This window comes from Brevibacillus sp. FIR094 (assembly GCF_050477165.1).
GTDB lineage: Bacteria > Bacillota > Bacilli > Brevibacillales > Brevibacillaceae > Brevibacillus.
In genome coordinates, this window is sequence record NZ_JBEAES010000005.1 from 56228 (window position 1) to 71951 (window position 15724).

At 42.7% G+C, this 15724-nt stretch carries 16 protein-coding genes and 1 pseudogene; 14 read left to right on the plus strand and 3 right to left on the minus strand.

From position 1 onward, the window contains the following. Nucleotides 1–114 precede the first annotated feature (114 nt). From ACQ5DJ_RS05555 to ACQ5DJ_RS05595, 9 genes and pseudogenes are all read left to right on the plus strand, one after another. Complete coding sequence (locus ACQ5DJ_RS05555; RefSeq protein ID WP_429841558.1) at nucleotides 115–1650, plus strand: spore germination protein; 1536 nt, start codon at nucleotides 115–117, stop codon at nucleotides 1648–1650. After that, nucleotides 1647–2747 carry a GerAB/ArcD/ProY family transporter gene (locus ACQ5DJ_RS05560; RefSeq protein WP_429841559.1) on the plus strand — a complete coding sequence of 367 codons (1101 nt, stop codon included), beginning with the start codon at nucleotides 1647–1649 and terminating at the stop codon, nucleotides 2745–2747. Before ACQ5DJ_RS05555 ends, ACQ5DJ_RS05560 begins: the two co-directional genes overlap by 4 nt. Continuing rightward, nucleotides 2744–3865, plus strand: coding sequence for a Ger(x)C family spore germination protein (locus ACQ5DJ_RS05565; protein WP_429841560.1), 1122 nt, complete (start codon nucleotides 2744–2746; stop codon nucleotides 3863–3865). Before ACQ5DJ_RS05560 ends, ACQ5DJ_RS05565 begins: the two co-directional genes overlap by 4 nt. A gap of 154 nt (nucleotides 3866–4019) precedes the next feature. Next, complete coding sequence (locus tag ACQ5DJ_RS05570; protein WP_429841561.1) at nucleotides 4020–4877, plus strand: hypothetical protein; 858 nt, start codon at nucleotides 4020–4022, stop codon at nucleotides 4875–4877. A 98-nt stretch (nucleotides 4878–4975) separates the two neighbouring features. Further along, nucleotides 4976–5737, plus strand: a complete 762-nt coding sequence (locus ACQ5DJ_RS05575; RefSeq protein ID WP_429841562.1) for a CsxC family protein — start codon at nucleotides 4976–4978, stop codon at nucleotides 5735–5737. Nucleotides 5738–5928: 191 nt separating this feature from the next. After that, entirely contained in the window at nucleotides 5929–8442 is a 2514-nt protein-coding gene (locus ACQ5DJ_RS05580; protein ID WP_429841563.1) for a hypothetical protein, read from the plus strand. 318 nt (nucleotides 8443–8760) lie between these two features. After that, nucleotides 8761–8937, plus strand: a pseudogene (locus ACQ5DJ_RS05585) (response regulator); the annotation flags it as partial. 275 nt (nucleotides 8938–9212) lie between these two features. Next, nucleotides 9213–10412 carry an MFS transporter gene (locus tag ACQ5DJ_RS05590; RefSeq protein ID WP_429841564.1) on the plus strand — a complete coding sequence of 400 codons (1200 nt, stop codon included), beginning with the start codon at nucleotides 9213–9215 and terminating at the stop codon, nucleotides 10410–10412. A gap of 77 nt (nucleotides 10413–10489) precedes the next feature. Then, the gene (locus tag ACQ5DJ_RS05595) at nucleotides 10490–10600 is read left to right on the plus strand and encodes a MerR family DNA-binding transcriptional regulator (protein WP_429841565.1); all 111 of its coding nucleotides are present in this window, start codon (nucleotides 10490–10492) and stop codon (nucleotides 10598–10600) included. 138 nt (nucleotides 10601–10738) lie between these two features. Here ACQ5DJ_RS05595 and ACQ5DJ_RS05600 read toward each other — a convergent pair whose 3' ends face one another. Beyond that, nucleotides 10739–11446, minus strand: a complete 708-nt coding sequence (locus tag ACQ5DJ_RS05600; RefSeq protein ID WP_429841566.1) for an SDR family oxidoreductase — start codon at nucleotides 11444–11446, stop codon at nucleotides 10739–10741. Nucleotides 11447–11622: 176 nt separating this feature from the next. Between ACQ5DJ_RS05600 and ACQ5DJ_RS05605 the strand changes: the two genes are divergently transcribed. From ACQ5DJ_RS05605 to ACQ5DJ_RS05625, 5 genes are all read left to right on the plus strand, one after another. After that, on the plus strand, nucleotides 11623–11928 hold the full coding sequence (locus ACQ5DJ_RS05605; protein ID WP_429841567.1) for a hypothetical protein: 306 nt from the start codon (nucleotides 11623–11625) through the stop codon (nucleotides 11926–11928). Nucleotides 11929–11944: 16 nt separating this feature from the next. Then, entirely contained in the window at nucleotides 11945–12403 is a 459-nt protein-coding gene (locus ACQ5DJ_RS05610; protein WP_429841568.1) for a DUF2628 domain-containing protein, read from the plus strand. 31 nt (nucleotides 12404–12434) lie between these two features. Further along, the gene (locus ACQ5DJ_RS05615) at nucleotides 12435–12836 is read left to right on the plus strand and encodes a hypothetical protein (protein WP_429841569.1); all 402 of its coding nucleotides are present in this window, start codon (nucleotides 12435–12437) and stop codon (nucleotides 12834–12836) included. 78 nt (nucleotides 12837–12914) lie between these two features. Further along, a complete protein-coding gene (locus ACQ5DJ_RS05620; protein WP_429841570.1) occupies nucleotides 12915–13556 on the plus strand; it encodes a hypothetical protein in 642 nt (213 codons plus the stop codon). A 44-nt stretch (nucleotides 13557–13600) separates the two neighbouring features. Beyond that, nucleotides 13601–14536 (plus strand): DUF4261 domain-containing protein, encoded by a 936-nt coding sequence (locus ACQ5DJ_RS05625; RefSeq protein WP_429841571.1) that lies wholly within the window; start codon nucleotides 13601–13603, stop codon nucleotides 14534–14536. A gap of 133 nt (nucleotides 14537–14669) precedes the next feature. Here ACQ5DJ_RS05625 and ACQ5DJ_RS05630 read toward each other — a convergent pair whose 3' ends face one another. Together ACQ5DJ_RS05630 and ACQ5DJ_RS05635 are read right to left on the minus strand one after the other, a co-directional pair. Further along, on the minus strand, nucleotides 14670–14882 hold the full coding sequence (locus ACQ5DJ_RS05630) for a hypothetical protein (protein WP_429841572.1): 213 nt from the start codon (nucleotides 14880–14882) through the stop codon (nucleotides 14670–14672). A 14-nt stretch (nucleotides 14883–14896) separates the two neighbouring features. Then, entirely contained in the window at nucleotides 14897–15685 is a 789-nt protein-coding gene (locus ACQ5DJ_RS05635; protein WP_429841573.1) for a hypothetical protein, read from the minus strand. Nucleotides 15686–15724 lie beyond the last annotated feature (39 nt).

The window sequence follows — 15724 nt, forward strand, 5'->3', positions numbered from 1 at the left end:
TTTTTGTTGTACGCAAGGGTTTGATCGCTTGGTGATTCATAATTTTGGCAAGGCGGGGTAACTATAGGAGAGAATGCAGCGGATTTGATGATGCATGGACAGGGAGAATTAGTCATGAGACATACGTTTACACGTGTTGGCAAAAGACTACGCATGAAAGATTGGGAGTGCTCGTCAAATGACGCTGTAGTCAGCACAGACCTACTGATGAATTTGAAAAGGTTACAAGCGTCGTTCTGTCATGCTCCTGATATCATTACGAATAAATTCATGATCAATCAGACGAATACTTCTGCTCTCCTTGTTTACTTGGAAGGGATGGTCGACAAGGCCATGATCAATAACAATATCCTCAAACCGCTGCTCTTTGAATCCATTGCGTTTTCGGATATCTCAAGATTGGAGCTGACTGTTGGATCGAGAAAGGCTGTTCAATCATGGAGAGAAGTGGAACAAGCCATTCTTAACGGCTATAGTGTGTTATTCGTGGAAGGGGAACATTCTTGTTTGCTCCTGGGGACACAAGGCTGGCCAGAGCGTAGCGTCGATGAGCCTGTAACAGAGTCTGTTGTTAAGGGGTCACGACAGAGCTTTGTGGAATCATTGGGGCAAAACATTTCGATGGTTCGCCGCTACATTCCAGATCGCGCATTAATCATAAGAGAAACACAAGCTGGCCGAAGGAGTAAGACCAATATCGCCTTGCTCTATCTGGGAGATATTATGAATGACGACATTTTGGAAGAATTAGAGGAGAGAATCGCTCGGATCGATATTGATGCGATTCTCAACATAGGTGAGTTGGAGGAGTTGATTGAGAGCAATCCTTACACCCCATTTCCGCAGTTTTTAACAACGGAACGGCCGGATTCTGTAGCCTCTCATATCCTGCAAGGGCGTATCGCTATCATCGTCGATCATTCTCCTTGGGCTCTGATTGGACCGATTACATTGGCTTCATTTTTTCAAAGCACGGATGATTATAGCAATCGCTGGATCATTTCTTCCTTTATCAGGCTGTTGCGGTTTGTCAGCTTTTTTATCTCTGTGCTTCTACCTGCTCTTTATATCGCTGCTCTGACCTTCCATTATGAAATCATTCCACTCGACCTCATTTTATCGGTTGGCGAGTCTCGAGAGCGTGTGCCCATCCCGCCATTTTTAGAGGCCATTATTATGGAAATTACGCTGGAAATGTTGCGAGAGGCTGGTTTGCGTCTGCCCTCCAAGATCGGTCAAACAGTGGGGATTGTTGGGGGTATTGTGATTGGACAAGCAGCTGTATCCGCTGGGATTGTTAGCAATATCATGGTGATTGTCGTTGCTGCCACAGGGATTGCGTCATTCATCATGCCCAATCCCGATTTGGCAGCGGCAGTGAGAATTCTGCGTTTTCCGATGATGATTGTCGCTTACTTGTTCGGGATTGTCGGGATTGTCATTGGTTTGATGGTCTTGGTCATTCATCTTATCTCGCTAGAATCACTGGGGACACCATATGGTAGCCCGTTTGCTCCGATTCATTTTGAGGGATGGCGAGATAGTTTCATTCGCTTACCGATCTGGAGCCTCATCAAACGTCCGCAGTCCAATCTACCAAAGCAAGCGATTCGGCAAAGAAAACAAACTTCCAGTGGCGATGATAGATGAAGATCAATCGACTCAATGACATTACGTTGTTCCAATACATTTTCTTTATTTCGCAGGTTCAGATTGGCGTTGGAATTATTACGCTTCCTTCAGACTTGGCTGAGATAGCAAGTACAGATGGATGGATTTCTATCATACTGGGGTGGATAGTGGCAAACGTCGTCAGCTTATTGATTATCCATGTCATGAAACGTCATCCGAATGAAACGATTTACGATCTGCTCAAGCGCTATTTTGGTAAATGGTTGGGCGGATTCGGATCTCTACTCTTCGCTTTGTACAGCTTGTTTATTTTTTCCATTACGCTTTTTTCTGCTATTCACCTTATGCAGACGTGGGTTTTGCCACAAACAGCCAACTATTTTTTGATGATCCTCTTTTTCATCCCTATTTACATGCTTGCACGATATGGTATCAGGATGCTTGCACGTTATACCGAAATTGTTCAGATTGGGATGATTTTGATACTTCCTCTTTTCTTTGTTTCGATGAAGAACGGGCACTTTATTCATTTGCTCCCCGTGTTAAAGGAGGGATGGCTTCCTATTCTGAAGGGGACGAAAACGACTGTCTTGTCCTTTCTCGGATTCGAGCTTGCTTTCGTGCTCTATCCGTTTTTGCAGAAAAAACAACAGGCTGGCAAAGGCATTGTCATTGCGAATACGATTACTTTGTTCGTATACCTTCTGGTGACCATTGCGTGCTTTGTTGAATTTAACCCATATCAGGTGAGTACGTATATTTGGCCAACTCTTGAGCTGTTTGAAACGATTGAATTCCCATTTGTGGAGAGGATTGAGGTCATTATTGCCGCCTTTAACTTGTTTTTGATTTCATCGAGCGGTATTTCCTACTACTTTGTGTCAATCGTCGGCTTCAGCCAGATGATTCCCTACACGAATCATCGGCAGGTTCTTCAGGTCTTGACTGGAGGCTTTATCATTTTGTCTTTTGTCTATAATCCTACCTTTCATCAGGTGAGTACCATGCTAAAGTGGGGAGGACATATCGGACTGGTGTTTTCTTATTTGTTTCCGTTCTGTTTGTGGCTGTATGTAAGGACGATTGGGGAGCTTCAAATGAGGATGAACAAATGAAAAGAAGGTTCGTTTCAATTCTTCTCTCGATCATGTTGGTGACGTCAGGGTGTTTAGGACAAAATCGGCTCGACGAGTTAACGCTAGTACTAACTCTCGGGATCGATGTCAAAAAGAACGGGGAGCTGGAAATTTACTCCGCTGTACCCGTCTTTCAGCGAGAGGCCAAGAAAAAGATGGAGCTATTGCATGTTCATGCGTCTTCTTTTCGAGAGGGACGGGACCGGTTGAATAATGAAGCGAATGGACTTACAGAAACAGGCAAGGTTCAAAACATCGTGATCGCGAAGCGGGTTTTGCAGGAAAAAGGCTTGTTTGACTTGATGGATGTACTTTATCGCGACCCCAAAAGCTCTCTTAATGCGGATCTAATCATGGTGGATGATCCGATTGAACGAGTAATAAATGTAGATGTGAAGGATAAGCCGCGGTTTCCTGTCTACTTGCGTGAATTGATTCGGGCAGGACACACGAGTGAAGCCTGTGTTTATACGACGGCTCGTAACGTCTATGACCAGTTTTACGAAAAGGGTATCACGCCTTATTTGACGCAGGTAAAGCTGAGCGAAAACAAATTACAAATCGCAGGCACAGCCCTCATTGATAAGCGGGGGTATTACGTGGACACCCTCAGTCCCGAGGAAAGTATTCAACTACTTATTTTGCAACAAGATACGAAGCACCCCATTTACATGACCGCCAAACTCACAGATCCAAATTTCCAAAAAAAGGACGAAGAAAGTAAAAGTATTAGCTACTCGGTCGATTATACCCACTACAAATACAAAACGTCGGCTAAAGACGGGCGATTCCATTTTGACCTGCATTTTACGTACTTGATCGTGCTGACGGAAGTTTTGGTGAAGGTCAATCCAATCAAGGACAAATCAGCAATGGAGCGCGCGATAGCTGCTGTGATGAAACAAAAAATGGAAGGTGTCATTGCCAAGCTCCAGAAAAAACAAGTCGATCCGATTGGGTTGGGCAAATATGCTCGTGCCTATGCCTATGACGAATGGAAGAAAGTGGAGGACGACTGGGGAAGGGCGTTTTCCAAAGCGAAGGTAACGATACATCCAGAGGTCAAGATTATAAGTGTCGGAGCGTTAAAAAAGTAAAGGACAACGGCTTTCTTGGGTTTTTCGGGAGAGAGTTGTTCTTTTTTGTCAGGGGAAGACAAATTGTTTAGCGAAAGGGCAAGTGTCTATACAACCTGACGGGCGATCACGTATGGATAAAGAGAGGAGTGTTTTGATGGAAAGGAGTGAGGACATGCTGAACGACAAAAAAAATCCTAAGAATAGAAAGCCAATTCTTAACCAGCGAGGCTCCTTGAAAAAGTCGAGTGCATCACTCCCGCTCCTCTTTGTCGCAACGAAGGAACAGATGCAGCCTCAGGAAGGTACCATGAAAAAGCAGAAAATGTATCGCTCCAAGAAACCTAAGGTCAAACGAAACCATGCGTCTCGACCTCTGGTCAATCATACAGCTACTGAACAAGCCACATCGCAGTCCACTGCTCCCACCTCCATGGAAGCCAAGGATCTTACGCAAGAAAACAACAGAACTCAGCAAGAACTGATTCAAGCAAAAGTAGTCTACGTGGAAAAAACGGGTCAATCGTTCATGCAGGTTGCTTTCCTAGAAGAAATTTGGGACGTAGAGTGGGTCCATACCTTACGCGTGCCCTGGAAGCTAGATTGGAAAGAGATGGAATGCCAAAGTAAGATTGATGTCCAGCACGTTCGGCACGATGATAGCAAAAAGATTGTCTGGCTGTCAGGTGAGTTGGAAATCAAGGGTTTGGGGTTCACAGTCCACTCGCAAAAAGTAGAGCATGAAACGATTCGCATTCCTTTTACCTCCACAGTATTGCGACCTTCCATGCCCAAAGAAAATGTAGGAGCAAGTGCCATTCTCCTTACAGCACCAGCTTGTCCGACGAACAGATGGGTAGAAACGGGGGACTGGCAAATCAACATCACGGCAAATCCGCTCACCCATTCACAATCAGGATGGAAGGAGTTCAGCGGCTTGGCAACCATTAGCGGCCGTGTATGGTGGTATCGGAAGCAGCTGGTTCCTGTTCCGCCCCCATACATAACGAAGAAGGTAAACAGTCTATTCTAGAAAAAAGGGCAGATAACGCTTGGCATTAGCCAAATCCATGTTGAATCTAGTCCATATAATATAAAGAGAGTAGGTGGCTGATAAAGGAGAGAGTAAAAATGGGTATTCATGGCGATGGCTGTAAATGTGGCCAAACTGAAATTACGCAAAATAGCTGCAGGGTGGAAAACGCCCGTATGTTTGGAATGGCTTCAACCGAAACCACTTTTCCTAAAACGATTAAAGTACCTGTAACGTTGGCAGAAACCGCTGCTGTCGTATGTGTGGAGGCTAATGTCCATTTGGAGAAGCCTGCGCTTGAGATCGTTCGGGTATTAAAGAGTGTCATTCTAGAGCAATGTGAGCTGGTTCCCACATTCAACCCGTTGTCTGCAAAGTTGTTCGTCAGCGGTTTTATTCGCAAACATATCGAGTACACCACAGTCGATCAAGCAACGGGAACGGCTGTATGCGGTGATGTACGACATACAACGGCGCTGATACCGTTCGATTTCTGTACGGATCTGACCTTTCCGGCTACAGGACCGACTTTGCAACTGGCACCAGATTTCGAGTCGCACGGCGAATATTTGAATAAATCTGGTCATGCGGCAAAGATTAACGTAGGTTTGTTTGGCAACCGAAAAGTTTACAATGAGAGACCGTTTTGTGAGTTGTTATTCACGGAATTCACCGAATTAGACATCGGTTTGGAAAGTAAGCGTTGCAAAGACACAACCAAAACATTCTCGACCGTCCGTGAAAAAATCGTCTTGCGTATTGGTCTGAAGGTTTTGCAAGATCAACAAGTTCCTTTTCCAACAACACCACCACCAAAACCGACATTTCCGCCACATTGTCCCCCTAAGAAAAAATGGTAGTACACAACAACATTGAACCTATGAGACTATCCAGAAGCGATACTTGCCCTGGATTGTCTCTTTTTTTATGGAAAGGAAGGGTGACTTCTATTCTCGGTTTGTATTATTCCGAAAATTAAAAACAAAGACTTTCGCCGTGCACATTTAATTATATAATTACATTAAAACCAAATCTTACCAGGAGGGATTTCATGAAAAAAATCTCATTTTTTCTTCTTCTTATCTTATTTTTCACTTCTATCTTTATAACTCCAAATCTTACCTATGCCAAACAATTGCCTATATCTCAAAACAATATAACAAAATTGGTTATTCATTCTTCCATCAACAAACTTACGATTCGAGGCACTTCTAATGCTAGATCTATAGATGCTAATTTAACAACTATAAATAATCCTGAAAATATAGACTTTAACTTAACTCAAGATAAGGGTATCGCATATTTATCAATAAATCGAAAGGTTGAAAATAAAGAAATAATAGAATTAGTAATTACTTTGCCACCTAATTTACCTATCGAAATTTTTGAAAAAAAAAGCATCCTTGAATTATATGATCTTTCTGGAGAAATATCTATTACTGATAATGAAGAAGACATTTATATTGAAAACACAAGTAATTTATCAATAAAAGACAAATCAGGGAATATAAAAGTCAATAATAGTAATCTTTTGGATGCTCCAAGCTCAAATCAAACATTAGATATAGGGGATGGCTCTGGTAGTATTGATTTAAGAAATATCAATAGTTCCATAAAAATAGTAGATAGATCCGGCGATGTTCATGTTAACGGAGTCCATGGTAATGTTGATATTACAAATGATGCCGGTAATATAACTGTTAAAAATGTTAAACAAAAAGTCTTAATTGATGATGGATCCGGTGATATACATGTAGAAAAAGTTGGGAACTTAATTCTTAAAGAAACTGGATCTGGAAACATAACCTATGATAAAGAACTACCTATCCCTTCCGCCTCCCTTAGACTTAGTTCAATAAGTAATAAGTATGAGGGCATTTATATACAAAAAGACGGTGGTGAAATAACTCCATTTCATTCACCATCACCAATTGATATAGAGCCAAATTCAAACATAGTCATTTCTATTTCAAACTATAAAAATGTAACGTTTGATAATTTTCATTTTGATACAGACTCAAGTTCGCTTATCCCTAGTTTAATAAGAAATATAGGGGAAGGCGCCTCAGTTACTATAAATATTGATAATAGCGCCAATGTAGAACTTTTAAACACTCTTATTGTAGGAGAAAAAAACTACGATGAAAATGATAATATTCTTGAAGATACATCAACTATAGAGCCAGCTTTCATTAAAGACTTAATAATTGGAACGATTGCTTCTAAAAGTAGAGTAAACGTAAATATCAACAATTCAGCAAATGTTACTTTAGCTAATAATGACTCTACATTACATATTGGTGGTGGAAGTTTGATTGAAAGTGTTATTAACGTACTTTCTGATTCAGGTTCCACAACTATTAACTCCGGAGAGATCAATGTGAATATTACGAATAGCGCTAACATTAAATCGAAATCAGGTGAAAATGAGGGAATACTTCGAATATATAAAGGGCAATTAATTAATGAAATCATAGATGGTAGAGTGATTTCGAATAGTGAAATAAATCTCAATGTTGAAAACTCTAGTAACGTATCATCAAAATCAATTAAAATTACGGATGGTGAATTAATCGATGAATTAATTGACTCTGAAGACATCAAATCTAGTGCAATTGAAGTGAAATTTGTTGATACTGGAAACGTTAATGCACTGACTAAGGTAGTAGTAGAAGATGGTGAGCTTATTGATGAAATGCTTGATATGGAAAATATTTATACTTCGAGTATAAATGTTAATTTATTAAGGTCTTCAAATGTTACTAGTCCCATATTATCTGTTTATGAAGGTGAGTTAATTGATGAAACCTTAGATGGAGAGGGATATTATTCTTCGAATATTCAAATAGATTTTAATGATTCTTCAAATTTTTATGGAAAACAGTTGTTTATTGAAGAAGGTGAATTAGTTGACGAGGTAATCGATAGTGAAATTTCTAATGCTTCTACAATAAAAATAAATCTGAACAATACTAGTAATATAGATTGTGAAGAATTAAAAATTATCGAAGGTGAACTAATTGATGAAGCTGTGGATATTGAGGATGATTTTACCAATACAGTTATGAATCTTACCATGACCTCATCGGCTAAAGTTTCAGGAAATAAACTTGAAATTATTGGTGGTGAATTAGTTGATGAGATAGTAGATGCAGCTAATGGAATACGAAGTAGCGTTAATGTTTCTATAAATGATACAGGAAATTTCGACAAAAAGGGGTCTCAACTAAGCGAGGTTCTCATGACAGATGGTGAATTAATGGATGAAATTTTAGATATAAGTGAATCTATTTCTATATCAAGTGGAAATGTAAATATTAAATCAACGGGAAATGTCACTTCTGATAAAGTTATCCTTACAGACAGCCAATTAATGGATGAAATAGTTGACGGACCTTATATCGGGGGAAGTGCACTTCATATAAATGCTACCAATTCAGCTAACGCAAAAACACCTTCGTTAACCCTGCTAGGTGATAGTATTTTACTCCCTCCTATTGATATTGACACGATAGAACGATCAAACATTATTTATCATGTAAAAAATTCTGGCGTTCACATATAAGCTTTTTCTTATAGAGCCCCATTAATCATAAGTGATTGAGGCTACCTAATTAGGTAGCTGAAACTTGCCAAGACAATCATCGACAACCATGTGGTCTGAAAATCCTGATTGTGTAAAGTCGCGTAGCCCATAGCCTCGACCATCTCTGCAAGAGATGCTGTCCAATTTTCAGCTAACGTAACGGTAACAAAGAAATGTTGTGAACTTATGACGATCCTTTGCGCTTATTGTGATCATCCATCCATCTACAAATAGTGGGATATAATGACGAGAAGAAGTGAGTAAAAAGGGAAGTGAAATGATGGCCGATACCATTTTGTTAGTGGACTCGATGTTTGCCGCGAATTACGGATGAAAAGTAGCGTTGGCATCATTATGGTAACGGCTAAATCAGAAGAGATAGACAAGATCATCGGTCTTGAAATGGGAGCGGATGATTATCTTATCAAGCCTTTTTCATTGAGAGAATTAGTAGCTCGTATTCGATCGGTTTTACCGTACCGATGATGCGCGAACAAGAGAGTGGAGGGACAGGCTTAGGTCTTGCGATAGCCAAACAATTAATCCTCTCCCATCAAGGTCAATCGAAGTGGAAAGCAATCAATATCAAGGGACTCGGTTTATTATTCAATTGCCTTATTGATTCAAGCACAGCGACAAACAAAATCCGTTTCGGGGCATTAACTCTCCGTTCTTAGGTAGTAGCGGTCACGCATTTCTTTTACGATTTTGATTAAAAAGCGTGCACTTTGGAAGGAGAAGGATGTGCGATGTTTCGAATCCGTTTTAGTATGTTTTTAAGTGTATTTGTTGCGATGGTGGGGTTGATGATTATTGCCCCCGTAATGCCGCCGCTTATCCGTGAATTAGGCCTCAGTGAAATTCACTCTGGCCTCATTATTTCACTCGGTTCTATTGCAATGGCGGTGATGGCACCTGTCTGGGGGCGGTTAAGCGATCTCAAAGGAAGGAAAGCGGTCATTGTCATTGGTTTCCTTGGAATGTTTGTGAGTTATGTCTTGTTCACAGCGACAATGTACGCAGGATTATCGCAGGTAATAAGTGGCTGGCTTCTCGTTATATTGCTCATTGTGGCACGCGGATTGATCGGTATGTTTATCCCGGCGGTTCCATCTGCAGCGCAGGCGTATATAGCGGATATCACGAGCGAAAATGGTAGAGCGGCAGGAATGGCCTTAATCGGTGCAGCCAATGGGATGGGGCTTGTTCTTGGTCCAGCGATTGCTGCAGCCTTTGCGCTGATTGGTCTGATTTGGCCATTATACATCGGTGCACTGTTGCCGCTTGTCGCTTTAGGCATCGTGTGCTTCTTGATTCCAGCTCAAAAACCCATTATTCACGAGAAACCTCCCAAAGTGAATCCTTTTCAAAAAGGTCTCCCCTTATATTTGTTTGCCGGTTTGGCAACGATGCTCAGCATTATCACCTTACAAGTCGTTGGAGGATTTTATTTTCAGGATCAGTTGTCTTTGACAACAAAGGAAACCGCCAGAATGTTATCCGTAGGCCTTATGATTTCTGGCGTAGCGATGATTGTTACACAAGGACTGCAAATGAAAAATCCAAAATGGCAACCAAGATCGCTCATTCTTTTTGGGGCGGTGCTACTAATAATCAGCTTGGCTCTCTTCCTTTTCTCCATCAATGTGATCGTCTATTACGTGGCATTTTTCTTGTTTGGTGTTGGAGCTGGGCTTATGATGCCAGGGTTTATGGCAGGGGCTTCCGTTGCAGTTGCTCGTGAACAGCAAGGAGGCGTTGCGGGACTTGTGGCATCGGTCCAAGGAATTTCCGCTGTCATCGCACCGATTCTCAGCACAAGCCTTTACCAGCTGAATAAGTATCTGCCTTTTGCCGTAGTAGCATTATTTGTGATGCTGATGGGAGCGACATTGCTTTTCGTCAAAAGCAGGTCAAAAATCAACGAAAATACAATCATAGATTCGTAATCAAAAACGATAAGGATACCCTCACATTTTGGCATATAATTGGGATAGCATTTTTATAAGAGGAGGTCCTTTGCTGCGTGAAAATAAGCGAATTATCCCAATTAACCAATGTCAGTACCCGATCGATCCGCCATTATGAAGAAAAGGGCTTGCTACAGGCAGAACGACTGGATGAACGAACAGATTGAGGCACTCCAGGAATGGAAGAAAACCTTGGAGAGGCAAATCTCAATTACCCGTGGAAAAAAGTGCTAGTTTATGGTCACGGTTACGAGCTAGTTCATGGTCACGGCCCCGAAGCGATCAGCTGCTTCGGGGCCGTATTTTTACAAGGAATGCAAGTGTTGCCCGATACCGCCATCCACAGTTAACCTCGCACCAGTGGTAAAGGTAGCGTCAAAGGCGAGGAAAAGCACCGCTTTTGCCACTTCTTCTGATGAACCATGACGTTTCATTGGTGTAACCTTATCGCCAAGCTCCTGGAAGGTAGCGCGTTCTGCATCCGTGAAACCGGCGACTCCCATGGAAGGCGTATCAATGAAGCCGGGACTCACGACATTGACGCGAATACCCTTGTCTAGCAGCTCCACCACAAACACGGAGGCCAAGGAACGCAATGCCGCTTTGGATGCACTGTATACGCTCATGCCGGGGTAGCCGCCTTCATCTGCTACGGAAGATGTAAAAACGATCGAACCTCCTTCATGAATAAGCGGCGCCAAGCATTGGACGGTAAAAAATGCCCCTTTCGTATTTACCTCAAAAATCCGATCGTAGGTCTCCTCAGTGACTTCCAAAAACGGTTCCAGAATGGAAGTGCCTGCATTCACATGGAGAAAATCGATCTTGCCAAAATGCTTTTCCACATAGTCTCCGAATGCTTGCACATCCTTCATGCTCGATACATCAGACACCACAACATGTGCCCGTTCGCCCAGATCACGTTTTGCTTCTTCGACATTCTTCGGATTGCGGCCAGAGACGATGACCTCGGCGCCGCCTGCCAGCAATGCTTTTGCCACGGCCAAGCCCATACCATGTGTACTCCAGTTACGACTGCTTTTTTCCCTGTATAGTTGCTCATTTTTGTTCCTCCTTGAAATGTCCCATCCACAATTGGGCTGAAGTCGAATGGCTTGGTTATTTCTGGTATAATGAGTGGGCGTTGCGGCTTGGATTCAAATTTGAAATGGAAGTGGCTGTCGTGTTCATGATCAACCTGGAGGATTATCCTCACAACAAAGAGAGTCTTCTTCGACTACTTGAAAAATCAAGAACAAGTAAACTTACCCATGAAGAAATGGCAAAATGGTGTTGGCTGTTTTGGTCTAGATGGCGCTCAGATGAAGAAGATTTATTTGCGAAAACAGACGAGGAGACAATCGATACAGCAATTGAGATCGGAGAATGTTGGGTGGACAGACCTCAGAACGGAAACCAAATCATCATTTTCGATGAGGAACAAATAAAAAAATGGATAAGTCAATTACAAGAGGATCGAGATAAAGATAAATAGTTTTGGGGGAGAAATCTTGGGTACTCAGCTTACAGTGAATTTCTTATCCTCCTATGTCCACCATCATAAGTACTATCTGGAGGCTTGGCGGGCAAAAGGACTCTCATGGAATTGGGGAGCAGCACTTTTTGGCGTAGCGTGGTTTGCCTATCGGAAGATGTATGGATGGGCGACCGTTATTTATTTGGTGAACCTCTTTGTGGGTTTTGCCTTGGGGGCAATGGCACTCGATGATGCTACCTTTAATGAAGTGTACATACTCTTCGCATTATTTCAACGTGCGCTATTTGGACTAACCGGCAATTTTTTATACTATGTTTCGGCTGTTCGGAAAATAAAAAAAGCGCACAGTAAAAACGCCATGCTTGATATAGAAGATACACGAAAGCTTGGTGGCGTTAGTGTTCGCGGCGTAGTTGTGGTTGTGTTGGTCAATATTGGCTTTAGTCTGCTAGATGTACTACTCACATCTTGAAGAGAATTTTCTCACATGGGAGGGGGATATCATGGGAGTAGCTTATAAGCTGCATTGTGGATGTTGCTCATACAAGCTGATTGTATACGTGGGCGTTGGGTTCAGATATGGTTATTTGAGCGAAATCGAAGAATGGTTCGAAGATCAAGCTGGCAAGGAGCGCATCCGAGAATTTATGAAGGACGATCGTACGAAGTATAACTGCTTCCATGGTCTATATGTTTGCGAAAAATGCAAATACCTGCTAAATGCCCACTATTTGCACTTGCAGTCGGACACTGATTCGTATATACAAAGCTATGATTGTCCACGATGTTCAGAGAAAATGCCATCTATACCGATTGACAAGGAGCTAGATCACGGGTATTCGCCGACTTGTCCCGAATGCGGGGAGGAAAAGTTGTCCGTGGAAGGTTTTTTGGATTGGGATTAGAGGGAGCATCATTTGATTTGTTTGGGGCAGCCATTTGCTGCGATGAACCGAATATCTAAATCGTAAAGGTGGATGCAAATGAAAAGTTGGCCAAAGACTTTCCTACAACCTGAAGTACTAAAACAGCGCATGCTCGTCTTGAGTGCTCTGGATATTCTAATGAGCCAAGAGGAATGGCTGCGCAGATATCAGTTCGATCCAGAGTGGGATGAAAACACAACATTCGCGAGCATTAACAACGGAGCAGGCGACGATCTTTACATTCTATTCACCCCCGAGGGTGTCATTGTAAAAGGATTCGATCATGAATCGGAAATGAGTCCTCATGCTAGGGAAGAATACGAGGTTTGGCCAGGCATCTATGAGCAAGTCCCTCCCGCTTTGCTTCATCTACTGGATGACGAAGCGTTGACCAAAGAGGACGTTACGTTTTGCTTATGGCGAGAATCTACTGATCACGTGTGGAAAACGGGAGACGTACATAATCCGCAAGGGCTGGATGATGGATCAGATTTTTTGCTTGGGATGATTTATGATATTCCAGAAGACTATGTAGAGTCGGCAGAGGCTTACTACGAGGTGAAGGTTTCGCCTGATGTAGTTGGTTTCGCGTTTTCAAATGCTGCCATTACCAAAGAGATGATTACGGAGCTGAATCCGGACGTTGATCTGGAAATCGCGATCAAGGAGCTTCAAGCAATCGGATTTACAGTTACGTAAATTCGCCATGACTCATAAAAATACAAGGGAAAGAAGATGACGATATGCCAAAAGGTATGTATTCTCAAGGAGTTGCCGTCCTGCTGTCAACGGCGGTTCCGATTCACAAAATAGCAGACAGGCTCAAGGATCAATTCGAAATTGCGAATATCATAGAAACGTTCGACCAATGGGTGTTCAGCGGCCCTAGCTTGCTTATTCCGTACCGTCCAGAAGTAAACGGATATATTCAGGTCGATGTCGTCGATAAGCCTTGGCCAGATAGTATGGGAGATCCGGCAGAAGATACGATGCTATTTGGAGCTTGGTCGATGGGCTTTTTCGGACCGTTTACGTTCTCAAATAGCCTGGAGCGGGCAACTCAGCAGTCGTGGGGGTTTCCAGAAGGGCAGCAAGCCGCATCCGAGCACGGAGCGTTTATCCGTATTCGTTCTTCTTTCGTATTGGGAGAGTCGGACGATCAGGCTCCAGTACTGCCTGAGGATTATGAATCGCTCTCGGAGTTGATGACTGTCACCGCCATCGCCGAGTCGCTGTTGAAAATGCCAGAAGCACTCTGCTTTTTTAATCCAAATGGAGAGTGCCTCGCGTCTGCCGAGCTGATACAAGAGATGAATCAACGATATGAGCAAATCCAGCTTCTTCCGCTGGAGCTATGGTCCAATGTCCGGTTGTTCAATCTTCCAGAGGGATGGCTCTTGATGGATACCGTCGGCATGCAGCAGTTGGATGTGATCGATCATGAGGCGGTATTTAATGGGGATGCCTACGATCCGAATGAGGTCGCGAGTTTCCTGCGTAATATATCGAACTATGTATACGAGAATGGTCCTGTTATCAATGACGGCGATACTACCGATGGGCCGGGGGATGAAATTTGGAAGTGTGTCTTGTTGGAGGAAGGGTTGGCAAGCCCTCCGCGTGATGTGCTTCGCTGGTATCCGTTGGATGGAAGGGAAAAGCCTGCGGGATTGGAATAACTGCATTATCACTTGGGAGACCAAGGGAATTTTGATAGGAAAAGCACGACCATACCTCCTGTTAAGCAGGGTATTGTCGTGCTTTTATTCGTTAGATTGAGTATTTTAGAGAAGCCAGGCTCACTGTACCTACTTATTTGATAATCTCCTCATAGATCAGCTTGCCGTCATGCGTATACACGCCAATCTTTTTGGTCCCCGAGATGGTGTACTCGATGGCGACTGTCTCATTCGTAGGGCTAATCAGCAATTGATGTGGAAAGTTGAAGCTTTGATTGTTAGCTGTGTTCGCAATGATCTGGGAATCAGTATGGAACAATTGTCCCGTCTGCTTGAGTTCTTTCATTTGTTCTGGCTTATTTAGCACATATTGTTGAGGGGAGACGACTTTATCTGCATAATTTTGCCTTCCTTGCTGATAAAATGCGTTTGGCCGTTTATTTTCACACAATGCCAGCCTTCACCATATCCGAAATATTCATCAAAAAATGGCTTGCTCAGTATTTTTCCATGAATATTTCTCATGCCCATCTTGTAGTATTCGTCCCCTTTTGCGTCTTTTACCATTTCACCATAGGGCAAGAAATACGGATCAAACGTTTTCGTAGTCGGCTCGGCTAAGTAGAATGGATGATCCGAGTCCGGAAACTTCTTGGTAATTTTCCCTGTTTTGGCATTGTACAGATACGGCAGGTTTCCCGGATAGTCCGTACCCGTAAACCATTCCCCATTTATCTGCTTGAAAGCAACATCGCAACAGGTACCCATCAGTGAAACGTTGCCCTGCTTATCGTAGACCAAATATTCCACATGCTTAAAAAAGCTGCCATTATAAAAATAACCGTACCCATTTCGGAGCGGGTACACTTCACTTTTATAAACGAGGTACTTGCTTTTTATTACTTTTCCAGACGGTGAAACCAATGACATGGTGTAAGCCTTTGGAGGTGAATCGTGCTTGTAAAGTGGTTGCTTCGTGAAAAGAAAGAATGGCTCTGTCAAATGAGACGGGATTTGCAGGTTTTGATACACCACTGGTAATTGCGGTTCTCTTGATGGGTCTTGCTGCTCTTCGGCCTTGATTGGCGAAGTAGAGACGAACGTAAGGAACAGAGCGAGCATGGTTTTTAACAGGGTAGAAAATTTCATGATAGGAGTTCCTTTCTAGTACGTTGATGAGGTTAGTCT